Raw genomic sequence first — 20414 nt, forward strand, 5'->3', positions numbered from 1 at the left:
TGGGGGGCGTTATTCTGGAAGGATGCGCAGGGAGGTGTTCTCGACGAACAGACTCTTCTGCAGGACGGTCTTGCCTTGCGCGTCGGTCGTGCCGCGGACTTTGGTGCCGTCGCCCCGGACGATTTCAAAGCGCCGGTTCTTGACAGGTGATTGGTCATACGGCCACCTCAGGACGAACTCTTCGTCGAATGGCAGTGCTGCCGACGACTTGTTCATCTCGTAGGCCAAGGTGGAAGGCCCCTGCATGGCATGGGTGCCCGCCTTGGCTTCCCAGGCTCCTGACGTCCCTTGCGTGATTCCCGATGCGTTGAGCCGGATGAAGGAACCCCCTGCCGTAATGAGCACTTCCTCTTTGGCACGAATCTCCACCCGTCCGCTTGCGGACAGCAACCGCGCCACCTTCTCTGCAATCAGGTCCAAATCATCGCTCTGCGCCTGCACCTCCACCTTGCCCTTGGCGGAGAACAGCTTGATCCCGGCCTTGAAGGCGAACAGGCTGATCTTCTCGGCCACGCTGGCCAGCAGGCTCTTTCCGGCGGCGATGCTGGTATCCGTTCCTGATGAGAGCGTGATTTCGGCACCAGCATGCGTGTGCACGCCTTTGGGCGTGGTCAGGCCAATGCCATCCGGGGAGGCCGCCAGCAGAATGGCTTGCTTGAAGCGATTGGCCTGCGCTTGCGACGGATCCTCGTAATCCGCCTGCGTGGCATCGGCGAAGTCGCGCAATGACTCATGTCCCGCCAAAGGTTCCGCACCAGCTTTCGCTGCCGTCTCCGACAGGGTCCGGCTGAGGGATGCACCGGCCTTCAGCTGGCCGCTAGCCTCGCTGGCATCGAGTTGTGTTCCCTGTGCGCCTGGCCGTCCATAGGTGCTGATGTACAAGCCCTTGTGCGTGACGATGGCACCGTAGGCATCGGTGCTGAGGGCGAAGCCGCTGCCGAAGAAGCCGCCACGTTCGTTGCCCGTCTGGCTGACCATGTAGCCGAGATTCAATTGCGCATGGGTATGGGTGCTGTAGAGATGAATCCGGTTCTGCTCAGGGGTGTCGTCCATCACCATCTGGTTGAAGCCGGTGCCGCCGAATTCCTTGGACTTCATGCCCGAGAGCCTACCGTTGGTATGCCACTGCGGGCGTTGCTCCCCATTGAACAAGCGCCCGGTCACGACCGGCCGGTCCGGGTCGCCGTTGAGGAAGGAAACAATGACTTCCTGTCCGATGCGCGGCACCTGGATGGCACCCCAGGACTGGCCGGCATTGGGATAGCTCACCCGCACCCAGCATGACGCCGCCTCGCTGCCGGGATTGATCCGGTCCCAGCGGAACTGGACCTTGATGCGATCGAGATGATCGGTATAGACCTCTTCGCTGGCCGGCCCCACGACGATGGCCGTCTGCGGCAGCATGACCGGCCTGGCATGAGTACGCGCAGCACGAAACGGCAGCTTGCGGCGCTGTACCTCAAAGCGGTTGAAGCAATGGCCGGTGTGTTCGTTGTCCGTTTCGTCAACTTGCCGCTCGCGCCGGATATACTCCTTGAAGGCCGCCAGCGCAGTGCTCAGGCTGCCCGGAAAATCCAGCGCCTGATGCGACAGGGGAAGATTGTTCTCGATGAACCAGTCGATGGCCAGGATGACGAACTGGCGTTCCCCGTCCGGCTCTGTCCGATGCCGGGGATGGTCTTCCAGCCTGAACCAGCCCGCAAGCCAGATTGCGCACGCCCGAGACGGCAGCGTAGCGCTGCATGGAAGACTCCCACTGTTCCACCTGCAGGTCGGCCTGGCGATTGCCCTGTTCCTGCAGCCTGAAACTGTACGCGCCGGTGTACTCATACATCTCCAGCTGCGCGGGCAGGTGGCCGTATTCGGGCATCACCTGTTCTTCGGCCTCCTTTTGCATGCGAGGCGCTTTGTAGTCGTCGCTGCGGCCCCGCCATGTCTTGGAGGAAAGCGTGCGGCTGGCGCTCCAATGCAGGATCTTGTCGAGCTCGTCGCGGGGGCCAGCACCGTGGAAGGCGATGCCTTGCTGGGGCGGGCCGGGCAGGTTCCAGGTGTTGTCGGTGATGACCAAAACGTGACCGCTGCCATCTTCCCGCTGCTCGTGATGGGCGAACCAGCCTTCCTCTTCCATCAGGCGCTGGACGAAATGCCAGTCGGTTTCGTACTGCGTGCAATAGGATCGCGGGACGTAAGTTCGTTCAAGGACAAAACGGTAATGGCCGCGTGCTTGCGGATGGTTGTTGAAGACGTCAGCGAGGATGTCCTCGGTCCGCTTGTCCTGCCAGATACGGGCGTCCTTGCGAAAGCGCAGGAAATGCAGCCAGGGAGAAAACGTGAGCTGGCAGAAATCGATCTCGCCGTCACTGCCCAGGCGTTTTGCGGTATGCACGTAGCCATGCCAGGGCAGGGTATCGCCGTCATGCTGCCGGATCCACAGCGTGACTGGCTGAGCAATCAACTGCTCCAGCGCGATGCCGGTGTGCGTGCTCAGCAGATCGAGGGTGACTTCGTAGCCGTCATTGAGTCGCTCGGTGGCGATGAGCCGTTGTGGCAAGAGGACGTCCGGCCCGAGTGTCGAGTCCAGCTGGAGCAGCCGGCGATGCTGCGTGATGCGCGCTTGGGAGCGTGGTGAATCATTCGGCGAGGGTGAGGGCATGCGATGCGGCTTCCGGAGAGAATTCGCGCAGCCGGGACCATGCCAGTGAACAAACAGGAAAAAACGCAGGACTTCTTGCGAAGCGCGCCTGCCCGGTTTGAAGGAGGATGTCCCGGATGCGGCCAATGCCCATGGACTCCTCGGTACAGCCGGGGCCTCGGGCGACGAAGGCGACAGTCTCCGTTGCGCGAGGCACTTTCTCAATGGAAGAAATTCTATTTTTCCGCCAAATTATTTTGGCAATTTTGATCGGCAGTCCACTCGTTGTGAAGCGATGACGGTCAAACGGATGGATGCAGCGGGTTGAGGAAACCTGCCTTGCCAGTCCCTGAAAAGGCAGGTGCTAACTTTGTTCCGGCGTATTGCGCGGCTTCTGCAACAACGCCTTCAAATTCGCCAGCCGCGCCTGCGGCGTGATCTTCTCGCTCTCCTGCGGCACCGCCTCGCCTTCATCCAGGCGCATCTCCTTGACGAAGCGCGAGATCTGGCATTCGATCACTTCCTTGGCGCGCTTGCGGCGCTTGCACCAGGACAGGTGCAGGGAACGTTGCGCGCGCGTGATGCCCACGTACATCAGGCGGCGCTCCTCTTCCACGCGCGCAGCGGCGGCCTCGGGCGGGGTGTCGGGGTCGCCCTTGTGCGGCAGGATGCCTTCCTCCACCCCCACCAGGAACACGTGCGGAAACTCCAGTCCCTTGGACGCATGCAAGGTCGACATGCGCACCGCATCCTGCTCTTCGTCGCGCCCTTCGAGCATGCTCATGAGCGCCACCATCTGCGTGATCTCCAGCAGGTTCTTCTGTTCACCCTCGCCATCGCGGCCGCCACAGGCGCGCTCCTTCAACCAGTTGATGAAGTCCACCACGTTCTGCCAGCGTGCCAGCGCCGCGCGCTCCTCGAAGCTGTCGTAGAGGTAGAACTCGTAGTTGATCGCCTCCATCATGTCGTCCAGCACCTTGCCCGCCTCTTCGCCGCTGCCGGACGGACCCGGCCGCGTGGCGCGCGATTCCAGCGCATTGATGAAGTCGCAGAACTTGCGCAGCGGCAGCAGCTGGCGGTCGGTCAGCTTGTCTTCCAGGCCGCCCTTGTAGACCGCCTCGAACAGCGAACACTGCCACTGCCCGGCCAGCGTGCCCAGCACCTCCAATGTCGCCTGGCCCACGCCACGGCGCGGCGTGGTGACCGCGCGGATGAAGGCCGGGTCATCGTCCTGATTGGCGATCAGGCGCAGGTAGGCAATGATGTCCTTGATCTCGGCACGGTCGAAGTAACTCTGCCCGCCCGACATCACGTAGGGGATGCGTTCGCGCCGCAAGGATTTTTCCAGGATGCGCGCCTGGTGGTTGCCGCGATACAGGATGGCGTAATCGGCAAACTTGGCGCGCCGCTCGAAGCGGTGCGCCGAGAGCGTGATGGCGATCTGGTCGGCTTCGGCTTCTTCATCATCCATCGCCATGACCGTGATCGGATCGCCCAGCCCGTGCTCGGACCACAAGGTCTTGTCGAACAGCTTGGGATTGTTGGAAATGACCGCATTGGCCGCCTGCAGGATGCGCGTGCTGGAACGATAGTTCTGCTCCAGCTTGATGAGGTGCAGGTTGGGAAAATCCACGCCCAGCAGTTTCAGGTTCTCGATGGTCGCGCCGCGCCAGGCATAGATGGCCTGGTCGTCGTCGCCCACGGCGGTAAACATCGGCTTCTTGCCCACGCCGGTCACCAGCAGCTTGACCAGTTCGTACTGGCAGGTGTTGGTGTCCTGGTATTCGTCGATCAACAGGTAGCGCAGCTTGCGCTGCCAGCGGTCGCGCACTTCCTCGTTGCTGCGGAACAGTTCCACCGGCAGGCGGATCAGGTCATCGAAATCGACCGCCTGGTACGCCTTCAGCGTAGCCACATAGCTGCGGTAGATGCGCGCGGCCTGGGCTTCGTCTTCGGTGCGGGCATTCTTTTCGGCCAGCTCGGGATCGACCAGGCCGTTCTTCCACAAGGAAATGGAATTCTGGATGCCGCGGATGATGGCCTTGTCGGTAGTGACCGCCAGTTCTTGCACGAGGGAAAAACAATCGTCGCTGTCCATGATTGAAAAGCGGTCCTTCAGCCCCAGATGCTTGGACTCCTGCCGCAGGATCTTCACGCCCAGCGAATGGAAGGTCGAGACCGTGAGGTGCTTGGCCTGCTTGGGATCCTTGAGCAGCTTGGCGATGCGCTCCTGCATTTCCAGCGCGGCCTTGTTGGTGAAGGTGAGCGCGGCGATGTTGCGCGATTCGTAACCGCAGTTCTCGATCAGGTGCGCGATCTTCTGCGTGATCACGCGGGTCTTGCCCGAACCGGCACCGGCCAGCACCAGGCAGGGCCCGGCCATGTAGTGGACGGCTTCGCTTTGCGGCTTGTTCAGGCCGAAGGAGGGTGCGGACATACGGAGGCGATCGGCGTGGGCAGGAGAAGAAACGAGGCGCCATTGTAGCAGCCCGCCCGACCGGCCCGGCTGCGCCTGTGGGACAATGCCCGCATTGCCGGCGGCAACAACAACACGAGAGCAACCATGAAATTCAACCATCTCATCCAGATCAACGATCCGCTCAATCCGCTGATCGATTCCCTGACCCGCGAGCAACTCTGGCGCGGCCTGGTCCTGCGTGCGGAGTCGCCGCGCCTGTTCATGCCGCATCTGGACGACTGCCGCCTCTCCGAAAAAAGCCTCGACAGCGTGCGCCGTGAGTTGCGCTATGGCGAGCTGGTCATCATCGACAAGGTCACTTACCTGCCGCAGATCCAGGTGCTCTATGAAGTGCCCTCGCAGGGCGAGATCCCGGCCTCGCGCATGAGCATGACCATCGAGGAGCCTCAGGCCGATGTGCTCTTCGTGCGCTTCGAGTATGACGACGGCAAGCCCGAGGATGTCACCGGCGAAGAAGCTTTCTATGACAACTTCCGCCGCTCGGCTTATCAGGAAGCCGATATCGATACGGTGCGCATCATCCGCGAACTGACCCAGCGTGGTGAGCTGCATTGAAGAAACTGAATCAAGTTTCCCGTTGAGTCAGTTTTCCTGATGCAACAAAACAAGAAGGCGCGCTCCCTGCGGAGCGCGCCTTTTTGCTTGATGAGGTGGAGTGGGCCTCAGGCCAGCAAGCGTCCCAATGCGCCATTGACCAGGGCACCGCCAATCACCAGCCAGGCAAACAGCACCGCACCGAGGATCATGGGCTTGATGCCTGCACTACGCAGCGCCGAGAGATGGGTGGACAAGCCCAGGGCCGCCATGGCCATGGCCAGCATCAGCGTATCGGCTTGCAGCACCAGCTGGTTGACCGCGGCCGGCAGCGGGAAGAAGGAGTTGAACACCACCACACCGATGAAGGCAAAGGCGAACCAGGGAATCGACAGCTTGCGTTGCTGGTGCTGGTGTCCGGTGACGGACGGCGCCGCCTTCATCGACAGCATCAGCAGGAAGGGCGCCAGCATCATCACGCGGACCATCTTGGTGATCACCGCGACGTCGGCCGTGTGCTGATCGATGGAGCGTGCAGCGGCCAGCACCTGCGCCACTTCATGGACGGTGGAACCGATGTAGACGCCGAAGTCCGGCAGGCGCAGGCCCCACACGGGTTCGGCCTGCAGCGTATAGAGCAGCGGATAGAGGAAGATCGCCAGCGACCCGAAGATGACCACGGTCGAGACCGCCACGGTGACCTGCTCGCTGCGGGCGCGCAGCACCGGCTCGGTGGCCATCACGGCAGCCGCACCGCAGATCGAGCTGCCGGCACCGATCAGCAGCGCGGCATCGCGATCCAGCTTCAGCAACTTGGTACCGACCAGCCAGGCCAGGCCGAAGGTGGAGAGCAGCATCGCCGCATCGATCACCACACCGGCCACGCCGACGTGGGCGATGTCCTGGAAGGTCAGGCGGAATCCGTAGAGAATGATGCCCGCACGCAGCAGCGTCTGCTTGGAGAAGCGCACGCCCTCGCCGCAGTACGCACCGAGACGCGGATAGACGGTGTTGCCGATCAGGATGCCCAGCACGATGGCCACGGTCAGGGCCGAGAAGCCGTGATTCTGCAGCCAGCCGATATTGCCCAGGCTCATGGCTGCCCAGGCGACGGCGCCTGAAAGCGCCAGTCCGGCGGCGGCCGGCGGCAGGGAGGAGGTCTGGATGGCGGTACGCATGGGGCTCTCCACGAAGGGTGTGCTGTCGATGGAGTGCACTTTACGCGCCGGGCTTATAAAAGAAAAACGCGTTATTTTGCTAATATCTACCTGTTTAACAGGTAGATGGACGGTGACGTTTTCTGCGCACCCCCATGTCGGAAATGCATAAAGGAGGATCGATGAGGATCACGCTGCGGCAATTGCAGATTTTTCTGGCCGTGGCCCAGTCGGGTTCGACCACGGCGGCGGCCGGGCTGGTGTCGCTGTCGCAGTCGGCGGCCAGCGCTGCATTGAACGAACTGGAGAGCCTGCTGGGCGTGCAGTTGTTCGACCGTGTCGGCAAGCGGCTGGTGCTGAATGACAGCGGCCGACAGCTGCTGCCGCAGGCGCGCCACATGCTCGATGCGGCCCAGACCATCGAGCGCCAGTTCAGCGATCCGGCCGCCGGCAGCGACCTGCACCTGGGGGCTTCCACCACCATCGGCAGCTATCTGTTGCCGGCCATGATCGCCGCTTATCGGCGCAGTCATGCAGGAGCGCGAGTGCGCGCGCTGGTGGCCAATACCGCCGATATCGTGGAGGCAGTAGTCAACTTCGAAGTGGATGCGGGGCTCATCGAAGGGCCCTGCCATGCCGATGATGTGCAGGTGGAGCCGTGGATGACCGATGAACTGATCGTGGTGGCCGCGCCCAAACACCCCATCGTCCGCGCGCGCCGCAAGATCACCCTGAAGATGCTGCGCGAAGCCGACTGGCTGCTGCGCGAGGCCGGGTCCGGCACGCGCGAGGCGGTCGAGCATGCGCTCATTCCCTACCTGCACTATTTGCCGTCGTCCTTCGAGTTCGGCAATTCGGAAGCCATCAAGCGCGCCACCGCCGAAGGCCTGGGCATCAGCTGCCTGTCACGTTCGGTGGTGGAAGATTTGATCGAATCGAGGAAGCTGGTCGAACTGGACACGCCCCTGCCGACCTTGCGCCGGCATTTCTACATGGTGGTCAGCCGCCACCGCGCGCCTTCGCCCAGCCTCGCGGCGCTGCTGTCGTTCTGCCGCGACTGGGCGCAGCGGCAGGCACCGCACTGAAGACGGGGCCTGCCAAAGGCCGGAATCAGATCGGCTCGAAAACGCCCGCGCTGCGGTTCTTGGCCACCTTGTTCCAAGCGAAGATGCGGCCGTTCATGGCCACATACACCCCCGGCGGCAGGACCTGGGCTACGCCGCAGGCAAAGCCGAAGTTGAAGAAGGCGTCGGAATTGGCGATCTCGTAGGGGATCATGGCGCCGGTCAGCACCACGGTCTTGTCGGTGAGCGCCTGGCCGAGCACCTGGGCGGTCTGCTGCATGGTGTCGGTGCCGTGGATGATGACGATGGCCTGCTGCGCCGAGGCCTGGCAGGCTTCCAGCACGCGCTGGCGGTCGCCGTCCTGCATCTCCAGCGAATCGAGCAGGCGCAGGGTTTCCAGGGAGACTTCGGTGGTGATGCGGGCGCGGGCGATGACGTCCGGCAGGTGGCTCTCGCCAAAGCCAAGCTGGCCCGCGATTTCGTCGTAATGCTTGTCGAAGGTGCCACCGGTGGCGATGATGCGCAGGCTCATGGGTTTCCTATCTTCCAACTGGTCAAAATGTTCACATCGCGGGATAAGCAAGATGCGGTCCCGGACGCCGCGTGCCAGCCGCTTCCCCCCGGATAGCCGCGCTATGGCTGCTGGCAGGCGCTATCTTACACGCAGGAAGCTTCATTTTCGTGTCGAGACGGGCGGGGCCGGAGCGATTTTCCAAGGACATTTATAATGGACCGCATATGAAACCTCTGGCACCCGGCACCGTCATCTTCCACCGCCATCGCGGCTATGGCGTGATCGTGCTCGTCAACCTGATGACGGGCTGGATTTCTGCGCGCTTCGGCAGCGAGGTGCGCACCCTGGACCTGAACCTGTCGTCGGACGAAGTGCAGCACGCCGATGGCACGCCCATTTTGTTTCGCCGCGCTCCGCCGGACCGCATGCCTCATGCGCGCCTGATGGCCATGGTGCGCGAGCTGCATCGTGCCGGCTACCAGCGGCTCTACCTCTACAGCTGGCCCAAGCCGTCCGGGCTGCACTGGCGCTGGCATCTCTTCAGCGGCCCGCGCAACTGGATCGAGCGGCCCTGGCGCGAGGGCTGGTATGGCTCGGGCGCCGATTACAACTTCAATCCGGTGATGGGCTGGGGCGACGGACCTTCTTCGTCTCCCGAGGAACTGGCGCGCCTGCTGGCCCAGTTCGACCCGCAGGGACTGGCCCAGGCGCTGGGCGAAGACGAAGCCCACGCCAGCTGGTTCGAGCTGGTCTGCGCCACGCTGTTGCCGGATTACGCCTTCAGCCTCGGCTGGCACAGCAACGGCAGCATCCCGGAACACCTGCCGGTGATCCCGATCCGGCGCAACGTCCCCGAATACGCCGGCCCGCCGCTACCTTGGCCGCCGGGTTGGCGGCACCTGTGGAAGCGCGCCGGGGCCGTGCCCCAGCTCACCTATGACCCGCCGGTCAGAACCATTCACCGCATCACCCCAGAGCCTCAGGATTGAGCACGTTCTTGGGCGATCCGGCGGCGTAGTCGACGATGTTCTGGAAGGCCGCGCGGAAGTAAAGTTCATATCCGTCTTTTTCCACGTAACCCAGGTGCGGGGCGGCCACCACGTTATCCATCTTCAGCAGCGGTGAATCCACCGGCAGCGGCTCGCGCTCGTAGACGTCCAGCGCAGCCAGTCCGGGACGGCCGGCGTGCAGGGCCGCTTCCAGCGCATCGGCCTCGACCAGTTCGGCGCGGCTGGTGTTGACGAAGCAGGCAGTCGGCTTCATGCGGGCCAGGTCGCTGGCCTTGACGATGCCGCGCGTGGCGTCGTTCAAGCGCAGGTGCAGGGTCAGTACGTCGGCCTGGGTGAAGAAATCTTCCTTGCTGGCGGCAGCTTGCAGACCATCCTTGACGGCTTGCTCGCGGCTGGCCTCGCGTCCCCACACCACCACCTGCATGCCGAAGGCGCGGCCATAACCGGCTACCAGCTTGCCGATCTTGCCGTAGCCCCAGATGCCCAGGGTGCGCCCCTTCAGGGCGGTGCCGATCAGGTTGTGATGCGGCGTGGGCGAGACCTGCTGCCAGGCCCCCGCGCGCAGGGCGCTGCAGTATTGCGGCACGCGGCGCATGGCAGCCATGATGAGGGCCCAGGTCAGCTCGGCCGGTGCGGTCGGGTCGCCCACGCCTTCGACGATGGCAATGCCGCGCGCGGTGGCGGCGGCCACGTCGACATGCCCGCTGACCTTGCCGGTCTGGGAAATCAGTTTCAGCAGGGGGAGTTTTTCCAGCAGGGGCTGGGTGAGGGCGGTGCGTTCGCGGATCAGCACCACGGCGTCGAAGGGCGCCAGCCGCGCGGCCAGCTGGCCGGTGCCGCGCACGGTGTTGGTGAAGACCTTGACGTCGTGGCCGTCGAGCAGGCGAAAGCAGTCGAGGTGGCGCACGGCATCCTGGTAGTCGTCGAGGATGGCGATTTTCATGGGAAGTCTCCTGGCACTCTTGAGGGGCTGTGTCCGGCCACCTGCGCGGCCGGCGTGGGCGTCCATCATAAAGCGATTGCCGGGATTCGGCACGGGCGGTGCTGCCCTGGCCGCTTCCCCGCCACTCAAATGCCGATGTCGATGACCAGCTTGCCGCGCGCCTGGCCCTCGGCCACCAGGGCGTGGGCCTGGTTGACCTGCTCCAGGGTGAAGCGGCGTTCGTCCATCAGAATCCGCAATTTCCCGGCATCGGCCAGGCCTGCGGCTTGGCGCATGATCTGGCCATGGCGCGCGCGGTCTTCGCCGGTCAGCAGCGGCAGCAGGGTGAAGACGCCCGAATAGGTCGCGCCCCGGAAGGACAGCGGCGCCAGCTTGTGCGCGCCCCAGCCGAGGCAGCTGACGACATGTCCTACATAGCGGCGCGCCGCGGCGAAGGAGGCGTCCAGCGTAGCGCCGCCGACGGTGTCGTAGATGACGTCGAAGCCTTTGCCGGCGGTGTGTTGCTGGACGTAGTCCTCCACCTGCTGGCTGCGGTAGTCGATGGCGGTGGCGCCCAGGCTTTCGATGAGGCCCTGCTGGTCGGCGCTGCCGGTGGCATAGACCTCGGCACCGAGCGCACGGGCGATCTGCACGGCGATGTGGCCGACCCCGCCTGCGCCGCCGTGCACCAGCACTTTCTGGCCGGGCTGCACGCGGGCGCGCTCGACCAGGCCTTCCCAGGCGGTGATGAAGATCAGGGGCAGGGCGGCGGCCTGGCGCATGTCCAGGCTACGCGGCTTGTGCGCCAGCAGGTCGGCATCCACGGCGGCGAACTGGGCCAGCGAACCCGGCACGCCGCCGATGCCGCCGGTCATGCCATAGACCTCGTCACCGGCAACGAAGCGCGTTTCGCCAGGCGCGACTGCCTCGACCGCGCCGGCCAGGTCGATGCCGAGGATGGCCGGCAGGCTAGCCTGGGCGTGGGCTGCGTTGCCGGCCTGGATCTTGGTATCGAGCGGATTGACGCCGCTGGCGACGACGCGCACCAGCACCTGGCCGGGGCGCAGCGTTGGTGTTTCGATCGGGGCAAGCGACAACGGGGTGCCGAACTGGGTCAGCAGGGCGGCTTGCATGAGGGAAGGGGCGTTGGACATGATGACTCCTGAATGTGGTCTGGGTGAAGGAAGCATCGCCTCACCGCATGGCGGCTGGTCGATGCACGCAGTCTCCCGGTTTGCCTTGCGCCGAAAAAGCGGGCAACGCCAAAGTCAGAATTGCGCATCGGCGAATAATCGACCGCGCACCATGGCCTAGAATCAGGGCACCAACAACGACAGCACAGGGAGAACACCATGGACCGACTCGACATGCTCAAGGTCTTTTGCGCCGTGGTCGAGGCGGGCGCATTCAGCCGGGCGGCTGAAAAGCTGTCCATGTCCACCTCCTCCGTGACCACGCACGTGGCCGCACTGGAGGCGCACTTCAAGGTGCGCCTGCTCAATCGCACCACGCGCAGCATGTCGCTCACCGAAGAGGGGCGGCATTGCCACCAGCAGGCGCTGCGGCTGCTGGCCGACATGGGCGAGCTGGAGGCGGGTTTGCGGGCCTCCGATACGCGCCCGGCAGGGCTGCTCCGGGTTGACCTGCCCAGCGTCATCAGCCGGCGTTACGTGGCGCCGGCGCTGCCGGACTTCCTGCGCCGGTATCCCGAGCTGGAGCTGCGCGTGACCGTGAGCGACCGCATGGTCGACATGGTCGAAGAAGGGTTGGACGTGGTGGTGCGCATCGGTACCCTGGCCGACTCCGGCATGGTGGCGCGCAAGCTGGCCAGCACCCGCTACCTGTGCTGCGCGGCGCCGTCCTACCTGCAGCAGCACGGCTGGCCGCAGACGCCCGAGGCGCTGGACCAGTTCGCCTGCCTGGGTTTCCTGAATCCGCGCACGCGTATGGTCAAGCCCTGGCGTTTCAGCCGTGACGGCGTGGAAAGCTCGCATATTCCCAAGGGCCTGCTGGCCATGGATCATGTGGAATCCATGGTGGCCGCCGCGCAGGCCGGGGGAGGCATCATCCAGCAGATGTCGGTGACCCTCGATCCGGCCATGCAGGAGGGTAGCCTGGTGCCGGTGCTGCCGGAATGGCAGGTGGCCGGTCCGGACATCGTGGCGCTTTACCAACCAACACGCCGCGAGACAGCCAAGGTGAAAGTTTTCGTCGCGTTTCTGCAGGAGATATTCACAGCGTGAATGGCATATCGCCCGCAATGCCCCGCAAATCCAGTGTTCATGCGGTTTATCAAGGAATGACTGTTATATCCCACGGTAATGAATTAACAGATTTTTTTTGATTTGTAATTACCTACTACATAAGTCGGGTATTTTTCGCTACAAATTTGCGTAAATTCCGTTTTATCGGGGTACAATCGCTGCCACTTTCCTGCACTCTCGACTGTCGAAGAGTGAGCAAAACCCGCCGCCAGCAAGGAGGCGGGCCGGGTGGCCGGGCTCCTGGAGACGGCCCCCATCGACAAGACCGCCGTATTGCAGACTGGCGTGCGTATCCCGCCAGGCCGTGCAACGACGATCCTGCCGTGCCAACCGAATTCATCAACTTGTGGCATTGGAGGTAGCATATGAACCAACCCCTCATGGCAGGCATTCCCGCAGTCAATGCGCCCGCCTACGTCAAACACCAGAAACTGATCAACTGGGTCGCCGAAATTGCCGCGCTGACCAAGCCGGCTCGCATTTACTGGTGCGATGGTTCGCAGGAAGAATACGATCGCCTGTGCGCTGAAATGGTCGCCGCCGGCACCATGAAGAAACTCAACGAAGCCAAGCGTCCCAACAGCTACCTGGCCTGCTCCGATCCGTCGGACGTGGCCCGCGTGGAAGACCGCACCTTCATCTGCTCGCAGAACAAGGAAGACGCCGGCCCGACCAACAACTGGACCGATCCGGCCGAGATGCGCCAGACCCTGAACGGCCTCTTCGACGGCTGCATGGCCGGCCGCACCTTGTACGTGGTGCCGTTCTCGATGGGTCCGCTGGGTTCGCCCATCGCCCACATCGGCGTGGAATTGTCCGACTCCCCCTATGTGGCCGTGAACATGCGCATCATGACCCGCATGGGCAAGGCCGTGTATGACGTCCTGGGCAGCGATGGCGAGTTCGTGCCCTGCGTGCACACCGTGGGCGCACCGCTGGCCGCCGGCCAGAAGGATGTGGCCTGGCCGTGCAACGCCACCAAGTACATCGTCCACTATCCGGAAACCCGCGAGATCTGGTCCTACGGTTCGGGCTACGGCGGCAATGCGCTGCTGGGCAAGAAGTGCTTCGCCCTGCGCATCGCCTCCACCATGGGCCGCGCCCAGGGCTGGCTGGCCGAGCACATGCTGATCCTGGGTGTCGAATCCCCGGAAGGCAAGAAGCACTACGTGGCCGCCGCTTTCCCCTCGGCCTGCGGCAAGACCAACTTCGCCATGCTGATCCCGCCCAAGGCCTTCGGCGGCTGGAAGGTCACCACCATCGGTGACGACATCGCCTGGATCAAGCCGGGTGCCGATGGCCGCCTGTACGCCATCAACCCTGAAGCCGGCTATTTCGGCGTGGCCCCGGGCACTAACGAAAAGAGCAACTACAACTGCATGGCGTCGGTTTCGGCCAACACCATCTTCACCAACGTGGCGCTGACCGATGATGGCGACGTCTGGTGGGAAGGCATGACCAAGGAAGCCCCGGCGCACTTGATCGACTGGCAGGGCAAGGACTGGACCCCGGAAATCGGCAAGGAAACCGGCCGCAAGGCAGCGCACCCGAACGCCCGCTTCACCGTGGCCGCGACCCAGAACCCGGTGATCGATCCGGCCTGGGATGATCCGGCCGGCGTGCCGATCTCGGCCTTCATCTTCGGTGGCCGCCGTTCCACCACCGTGCCGCTGGTGACCGAAGCCCGCAACTGGGTGGAAGGCGTGTACATGGCCGCCACCATGGGCTCGGAAACCACCGCTGCGGCCGTCGGCCAGCAGGGCGTGGTGCGCCGCGATCCGTTCGCCATGCTGCCGTTTGCCGGCTACAACATGAGCGAATACTTCCAGCACTGGCTGGACATCGGCAAGAAGATCGCCGCCTCGCCGGCCGAGCTGCCGAAGATCTACTGCGTGAACTGGTTCCGTACCGATGCCGATGGCAAGTTCGTCTGGCCCGGCTTCGGCGACAACATGCGCGTGCTGAAGTGGATGCTGGACCGCATCGAGGATCCGCAGGGCGTCAAGACCGGCGGCGTCGAACACCTGTTCGGCGTGACCCCGCGCTTCGATGACCTGCAGTGGGAAGGCCTGGACTTCAGCGCCGAACAGTTCGCCACCATCACCTCCATCGACAAGGCCGCCTGGGTCAAGGAACTGGAGCTGCATGCCGAACTGTTCGACAAGCTCAAGCACAAGCTGCCTGCCGAACTGCAAGGCGTGAAGGACAAGCTGGAGAAGAAGCTGGCAGCCTAAGCTGACCGGTTCGGAGAAGACAGGAAGCGCCTGCCGCAGTGATGCGGCAGGCGTTTTCTTTTTGGGGTGGCGGATCTGGCGGAAGCGTTTTTTCAGCCCGGCATCAGCAAGGTCAGCGGCATGAGCGCCGCCCGCAATGCCTCCGGCAACGCCACCGGCCTGCGGCTGGCGCGATCCACGTACACATGCACGAAGTGGCCTTGCGCAGCGGCAGTCTCTTCCCCCGCCTTGAAGATGCCCAGCTCGTAACGCACGCTGCTGCGGCCCAGATGCGATACGCGAACGCCCACTTCGATGAGGTCCGGAAAGGCCACGGAAGCGAAATAGTTGCACTGCGTTTCGATGACCAGCCCGATCACTTCCCCTCGCTCGATGTCCAGCACGCCCCGCTGCACCAAGTAGTGGTTCACGGCGGTATCGAACCAGCTGTAGTAGACGACATTGTTGACGTGGCCATAGACATCGTTGTCCATCCAGCGTGTCGCAATGGCGTGGAAGTGCAGGAAATCGGCGCGGCGGCCGGGTTGGGGACGGTGCTCGCTCATCGGTTCATCAGGGTCAGGATTGGTCAGCTTGTGCACCTGCACAAGAACGGCGTGCTTGCAGTAACATTGCTCCCACTTCCGCTCGCACCCGCTCCTTGGTGCGGCCGGAAGTGTTCCATCTTAAGCGATCACGGTCAGAGATTGGCCAGTGTCGCGCTTGCATCTGCGCAGGCCGATGCCATGTGTTTCCGGTGACCGCGTCGTTTTGCGGGCGCCGGCGCTGCCGATAGCCTGATCCTCAAGACTGATAGTTAAATCCAATCAAAAGTATTGATTAAATAAAATTGATCTATTTTGTTTGGCGTTCTACTATTCAACCCATCGCTTCACTCAACCCCCCTTTAAAAGGAAATCGACAATGTCCCTGATCAACACCACTATCAAGCCGTTCAAGGCAACCGCTTACCACGATGGCAAGTTCGTCGACATCACCGAAGCCACCCTGAAGGGCAAGTGGTCCGTGTTCGTGTTCTACCCGGCCGACTTCACTTTCGTGTGCCCGACCGAGCTGGAAGATCTGGCCGACAACTACGCTGAATTCAAGAAGCTGGGCGTTGAAATCTACGGCGTGTCCACCGACACCCACTTCGCTCACAAGGCATGGCACGACACCTCGGAAGCCATCAAGAAGGTCCAGTACCCGCTGGTGGGCGACCCGACCGCAACCCTGGCACGCAACTTCGAAGTGCTGATCGAAGAAGAAGGCCTGGCACTGCGCGGCACCTTCGTGATCAATCCGGAAGGCGAAATCAAGGTCATGGAAGTGCATGACAACGGCATCGGCCGTGACGCTTCGGAACTGCTGCGCAAGGTCAAGGCTGCCCAGTACGTGGCCTCGCACCCGGGTGAAGTCTGCCCCGCCAAGTGGGAAGAAGGCGCTGCCACCCTGAAGCCTTCGCTGGACCTGGTCGGCAAGATCTAAGCAACACCCCGCCGTATCGCGCCAGCCAAGCGCTGTTCTCCGGCTGGCGCTGCACTGAACATCCCTGCAGTATCCGTCCTGGCCCGCTCCCCCCGGGCAAGCGGCCGACCCCCACAAGGGCGAGGCCGTGGTCAGGGCGACCCTAGAATCTCTCAACGAGGAAGTAATCATCATGCTTGATGCCAATCTCAAGACCCAATTGAAGGCCTATCTGGAAAAGGTCAGCCACCCGATCGAGATCGTCGCGTCGCTCGATGATGGCGCCAAGTCCCGTGAGATGCAGGAACTCCTGCAAGACATCGTGCTGCTGTCGGACCGCATCAAGCTGGTCGAGCAACGCGGTGCCGATGCCCAGGGACGTACCCCGTCCTTCAGACTGAACCGCCCCGGGACCCATATCAGCGTCGAATTCGCCGCGATCCCGATGGGCCACGAATTTACCTCCCTGGTGCTGGCGCTGCTGCAAGTCGGCGGGCACCCGGTCAAGCTCGACGACAAGGTCATCGAGCAGATCAAGAACCTGGACGGCGATTATCGCTTCGAGACCTATGTCTCGCTGACTTGCCAGAACTGCCCGGAAGTCGTGCAGGCGCTGAACGTGATGTCCATCATCAATCCGCGCATCCAGTCGGTGACCATCGACGGCGCGCTGTTCCAGGGTGAAGTCGAGCAACGCCAGATCATGGCCGTGCCGACCGTCTACATGAACGGTGAAGTCTTCGGTCAGGGCCGTACCGGCGTGGAAGAGATCCTCGCCAAGCTCGACACCGGTGCCGCTGCCCGCAAGGGTGAAGAACTGAGCGCCAAGGAGCCGTATGACGTGCTCATCGTCGGCGGTGGCCCCGCCGGTGCAGCGGCTGCGATCTATGCAGCGCGCAAGGGTATCCGTACCGGCGTGGTGGCCGAGCGTTTCGGCGGCCAGGTGCTCGATACCCTGGCCATCGAGAACTTCATCTCGGTGCAGGAAACCGAAGGCCCGCAATTCGCCACCGCGCTGGAACAGCACGTGCGGGCCTATGACGTCGACATCATGAACGTGCAGCGCGCTGAAGCGCTGGTGCCGGGCGACAAGCTGATCGAAGTGAAGCTGGCCAATGGCGGCGTGCTGAAGGGCAAGACCGTGATCCTGTCCACCGGTGCCCGCTGGCGCAACGTCAACGTGCCGGGCGAGCAGGAATACAAGAACAAGGGCGTGGCCTATTGCCCGCACTGCGATGGTCCGCTGTTCAAGGGCAAGCGCGTGTCGGTGATCGGTGGCGGCAACTCGGGCGTGGAAGCAGCCATCGACCTGGCCGGTATCGTCGCCCATGTGACCCTGATCGAGTTCGCAGCCGAACTGAAGGCCGATGCGGTGCTGGTGCGCAAGCTCAAGAGCCTGCCCAATGTGACCATCGTGACCTCGGCGCAGACTACCGAGATCACCGGTGACGGCCAGCGCGTCAACGGCATCAGCTACAAGGAACGTGAAACCGGTGAGGTCAAGCACGTGGAACTGGAAGGCGTGTTCGTCCAGATCGGCCTGGTGCCCAACACCGAATGGCTCAAGGGTACCCTGGCCTTGTCCAAGCACGGCGAGATCGAGATCGACGCCAAGGGCCAGACTTCGATTCCGGGCGTCTTCGCGGCCGGTGACGTCACCACGGTGCCGTACAAGCAGATCGTCATCGCCGTGGGTGCAGGTGCAACGGCTGGCCTGTCGGCCTTCGATCACCTGATCCGTTCGTCGGCGGATGATGTGGCACCGGCAGTAGCCAAGGAAGCGGTCGCGGCCTGATTGCTGTTTGATTTCAGCCAGCCAGTAAAGCAGTAAAAGAAACGCCACCGGTTCGCCGGTGGCGTTTTTGTTTCTGGCTTGGGGTATGTGATCCGATGCATCCAAGGGTTTGCGTATACGTATCGGCATGCAATGCGTGGCCTTGGCAGCGCACATGAAAAAACGCCATCGGGTGACCGATGGCGTTTTCTTGACTTGCTCATCTTGCTCATCTGCCGCCGTGGCGGCAGAACCGCCTGAGGATTACTTGAACATCAGGCGCAGCGAGTCCCAGGCGCGGCCGATGAAGCCAGCCGGGCCCACCGATTCCAGTGCGATCACCGGCAGTTCGGCCACGGTCTTGTCATCGATGGTCACCTTCAGGGTGCCGACCTTGGCGTTTTCCGAGATCGGGGCGATCAGCGGATCATTGCGTTCCAGCTTGGTCTTGACCTTGTCAGCCGTGCCCTTGGGGATGGTGATGTAGACGTCGTTCTTGAAGCCGACCTTGATCTTGCTCTGCGAACCCTTCCACACGTCAGGCGTATCCACGGCCTGGCCCTTGGCATACAGCTTCACGGCGTCGAAGTTCTGGAAGCCCCAGTTCAGCAGCTTCTGGCTTTCCTGGGTGCGGACCTGGTCGGAAACCGTACCGATCACCACCGAGATCAGGCGACGCTCGCCGTTGGGCACCGGGCGATGGGCCGAGGTGATCAGCGAATAGCCGGCGCTGGAGGTGTGGCCGGTCTTCATGCCATCGACCGTCGGATCCAGCCACAGCAGGCGGTTGCGGTTGGGTTGGGTGATGTTGTTGTAGGTGAACTTCTTGACCGAGTAATAGCGCTTGTAATAGTCAGGGAAGTCGTTGATCAGGTTGCGGCACAGAATGGACAGGTCGCGCGCGGTCGTGTACGTGTCGGCGCTGGGCAGGCCGTGCGGGTTGCTGAAGTGGGTGTTGGTCAGGCCCTGGCGCTGCGCTTCACGGTTCATCAGCTGCACGAAGGCATCTTCCGTACCGGAGACGGCTTCGGCCACGGCCACGGCGGCGTCATTGCCGGAGACCGAGATCAGGCCATACAGCAGGTTGTCGATCGAGACCGGCTTGTTGGGCTCGATGAACATCTTGGAGCTGCTCGGATCGACCTTCCAGGCGTTGACTGAAACGTTCACTTCCTGCTCCAGGCTCAGGCGCTTGTCGCGCAGGGCGGCGAAGGCCAGGTAGGCGGTCATCAGCTTGGTCAGCGAGGCCGGTTCCACGCGGGTGTCGGCGTCGCTGGAGGCGATCACCTGGTTGGCCGAGGCATCCAGCAGCAGCCAGCTCTTGGCCGCCACGGTCGGCGGCGGCAGGCTTTGGGCGGAGGCGGTCAGGGCGGAAAGGGAAAGGACGGTTGCGGCAAATGCCGCGAGAAGCTTTTTCATCGGTGCCTAAGAAAAATTGCCAGCACGGGGGAACATCGTAGCTGTTGGTTTGAAAAGAGGGTGAGGCAGGACGGATCAGTCTGGTTCAATCGATGCGAACAACCGCAATGGCGCGCGCTGCGCCGGTCTGGCTGGTCGCACTGAATTATAAAACGTCATGTGGCATCGTTCCCAATTGAATGGATCTTCATCCCCGAAAATCCCCTCACGATACCGGCATGCACCCTGGCTCTGGCCTCGTACAGCGCCGCCATGCTTCCGGATGAACGCCGGACGTGCCGGAAACCTTCAGGCCGGAAGCTGCGCCGGGCGGCGATGCCAGCTTTCGACCACGACGTTCTTGATATGTTGCAGCTTGCGGTGAAAAAAGTGATCCGAGCCCGGAATCACCACCACCGGCAGCTCCTGCGGGCGCGCCCAGTCCAGGACGGCGGACAGGGGAATGGTGTCGTCCTGCTCGCCGTGGATCAGGATGGTATTGGCCGGGGCCGGCGGCATGGGCCACTTGCCGGCGGCGGTGCCGACCAGCACCAGGCGTTCGGCGGCGCTGGCTGCATCCTGTTGCAGCAGGCGCTGCTGCAATTGCGCCTGAACGAAGGTACCGAAGGAGAAACCGCCCAGTGCCAGCGGCAGGTCAGGATATTGCGCGCGCATGTGCTGCAGCAGCAGGGCCATGTCGTCGGTTTCGCCGGCCCCGTGGTCGTGCACCCCTTCGGACTTGCCCACGCCGCGGAAATTCATGCGCACCGCCACGTAGCCCAGCGCCAGGAAGGTGCGGGCCAGGGTTTGTGCAACCTTGTTGTCCATCGTGCCGCCATACAGAGGATGCGGATGGGCCACCAAGGCCAGGCCGACGGGCGCGGCGAATTGCTCGGGATCCGGCAGGTCGAGTGCGCATTCGAGCTGGCCCACGGCACCGGCGATCTGGAAGTGTTGGGTATGTACGTTCATGGCGTGCGGGGAAA

Annotated in this window: 17 protein-coding genes; 7 read left to right on the plus strand and 10 right to left on the minus strand. The window is 63.0% G+C overall.

Annotated elements, in window-relative coordinates; genetic code table 11:
* Window positions 1–9: 9 nt before the first annotated feature.
* From tssI to JOD78_RS23935, 3 genes are all read right to left on the minus strand, one after another.
* Window positions 10–1623: a type VI secretion system tip protein TssI/VgrG gene (gene tssI, locus JOD78_RS28110; protein WP_348534282.1), complete on the minus strand. Its 1614-nt coding sequence runs from the start codon at window positions 1621–1623 to the stop codon at window positions 10–12.
* Window positions 1505–2653: a phage late control D family protein gene (locus JOD78_RS28115; RefSeq protein WP_245202258.1), complete on the minus strand. Its 1149-nt coding sequence runs from the start codon at window positions 2651–2653 to the stop codon at window positions 1505–1507. The genes tssI and JOD78_RS28115 overlap by 119 nt, the downstream gene beginning before the upstream one ends.
* A gap of 343 nt (window positions 2654–2996) precedes the next feature.
* Window positions 2997–5069 carry a UvrD-helicase domain-containing protein gene (locus JOD78_RS23935; RefSeq protein ID WP_209569882.1) on the minus strand — a complete coding sequence of 691 codons (2073 nt, stop codon included), beginning with the start codon at window positions 5067–5069 and terminating at the stop codon, window positions 2997–2999.
* A 126-nt stretch (window positions 5070–5195) separates the two neighbouring features.
* Here JOD78_RS23935 and JOD78_RS23940 point away from each other — a divergent pair, with 126 nt between their 5' ends.
* Window positions 5196–5666, plus strand: a complete 471-nt coding sequence (locus JOD78_RS23940) for an SRPBCC family protein (protein WP_034330381.1) — start codon at window positions 5196–5198, stop codon at window positions 5664–5666.
* Window positions 5667–5773: 107 nt separating this feature from the next.
* Here JOD78_RS23940 and JOD78_RS23945 read toward each other — a convergent pair whose 3' ends face one another.
* Window positions 5774–6823 carry a YeiH family protein gene (locus JOD78_RS23945; RefSeq protein ID WP_121040669.1) on the minus strand — a complete coding sequence of 350 codons (1050 nt, stop codon included), beginning with the start codon at window positions 6821–6823 and terminating at the stop codon, window positions 5774–5776.
* Window positions 6824–6984: 161 nt separating this feature from the next.
* On the opposite strand from JOD78_RS23945, the gene JOD78_RS23950 reads away from it, so the two are divergent.
* Window positions 6985–7887 carry a LysR family transcriptional regulator gene (locus JOD78_RS23950; protein ID WP_121040667.1) on the plus strand — a complete coding sequence of 301 codons (903 nt, stop codon included), beginning with the start codon at window positions 6985–6987 and terminating at the stop codon, window positions 7885–7887.
* A 25-nt stretch (window positions 7888–7912) separates the two neighbouring features.
* Here JOD78_RS23950 and JOD78_RS23955 read toward each other — a convergent pair whose 3' ends face one another.
* Window positions 7913–8398, minus strand: coding sequence for an asparaginase domain-containing protein (locus JOD78_RS23955; RefSeq protein WP_034330389.1), 486 nt, complete (start codon window positions 8396–8398; stop codon window positions 7913–7915).
* 206 nt (window positions 8399–8604) lie between these two features.
* Here JOD78_RS23955 and JOD78_RS23960 point away from each other — a divergent pair, with 206 nt between their 5' ends.
* On the plus strand, window positions 8605–9369 hold the full coding sequence (locus JOD78_RS23960) for an L-asparaginase (protein ID WP_134137018.1): 765 nt from the start codon (window positions 8605–8607) through the stop codon (window positions 9367–9369).
* Here JOD78_RS23960 and JOD78_RS23965 read toward each other — a convergent pair.
* Together JOD78_RS23965 and JOD78_RS23970 are read right to left on the minus strand one after the other, a co-directional pair.
* Complete coding sequence (locus JOD78_RS23965) at window positions 9347–10333, minus strand: D-2-hydroxyacid dehydrogenase family protein (RefSeq protein WP_134137016.1); 987 nt, start codon at window positions 10331–10333, stop codon at window positions 9347–9349. The two genes, JOD78_RS23960 and JOD78_RS23965, sit on opposite strands and share 23 nt — an antisense overlap.
* A gap of 125 nt (window positions 10334–10458) precedes the next feature.
* Complete coding sequence (locus JOD78_RS23970) at window positions 10459–11466, minus strand: zinc-dependent alcohol dehydrogenase family protein (protein ID WP_209569880.1); 1008 nt, start codon at window positions 11464–11466, stop codon at window positions 10459–10461.
* Between the two features lie 198 nt (window positions 11467–11664).
* On the opposite strand from JOD78_RS23970, the gene JOD78_RS23975 reads away from it, so the two are divergent.
* The gene (locus JOD78_RS23975) at window positions 11665–12555 is read left to right on the plus strand and encodes a LysR family transcriptional regulator (RefSeq protein WP_121040661.1); all 891 of its coding nucleotides are present in this window, start codon (window positions 11665–11667) and stop codon (window positions 12553–12555) included.
* A gap of 386 nt (window positions 12556–12941) precedes the next feature.
* Window positions 12942–14810, plus strand: coding sequence for a phosphoenolpyruvate carboxykinase (GTP) (locus JOD78_RS23980; protein WP_121040659.1), 1869 nt, complete (start codon window positions 12942–12944; stop codon window positions 14808–14810).
* Between the two features lie 92 nt (window positions 14811–14902).
* Here the strand turns inward: JOD78_RS23980 and JOD78_RS23985 are convergent, their stop codons facing one another.
* On the minus strand, window positions 14903–15355 hold the full coding sequence (locus JOD78_RS23985; protein WP_134137011.1) for a thioesterase family protein: 453 nt from the start codon (window positions 15353–15355) through the stop codon (window positions 14903–14905).
* Window positions 15356–15713: 358 nt separating this feature from the next.
* Here JOD78_RS23985 and ahpC point away from each other — a divergent pair, with 358 nt between their 5' ends.
* A complete protein-coding gene (ahpC, locus tag JOD78_RS23990) occupies window positions 15714–16277 on the plus strand; it encodes an alkyl hydroperoxide reductase subunit C (protein WP_008332872.1) in 564 nt (187 codons plus the stop codon).
* Between the two features lie 172 nt (window positions 16278–16449).
* Window positions 16450–18051, plus strand: a complete 1602-nt coding sequence (gene ahpF / locus JOD78_RS23995) for an alkyl hydroperoxide reductase subunit F (RefSeq protein WP_121040657.1) — start codon at window positions 16450–16452, stop codon at window positions 18049–18051.
* A 243-nt stretch (window positions 18052–18294) separates the two neighbouring features.
* On the opposite strand, the gene JOD78_RS24000 is transcribed toward ahpF, so the two are convergent.
* Complete coding sequence (locus tag JOD78_RS24000) at window positions 18295–19449, minus strand: D-alanyl-D-alanine carboxypeptidase family protein (RefSeq protein WP_034331763.1); 1155 nt, start codon at window positions 19447–19449, stop codon at window positions 18295–18297.
* A 288-nt stretch (window positions 19450–19737) separates the two neighbouring features.
* Entirely contained in the window at window positions 19738–20400 is a 663-nt protein-coding gene (locus JOD78_RS24005) for an alpha/beta hydrolase (protein WP_209569879.1), read from the minus strand.
* Window positions 20401–20414: the final 14 nt, after the last annotated feature.

Origin of the sequence: Herbaspirillum sp. 1130 (assembly GCF_017833835.1) — a bacterium.
Taxonomy (GTDB): Bacteria; Pseudomonadota; Gammaproteobacteria; order Burkholderiales; family Burkholderiaceae_D; genus Herbaspirillum; species Herbaspirillum huttiense.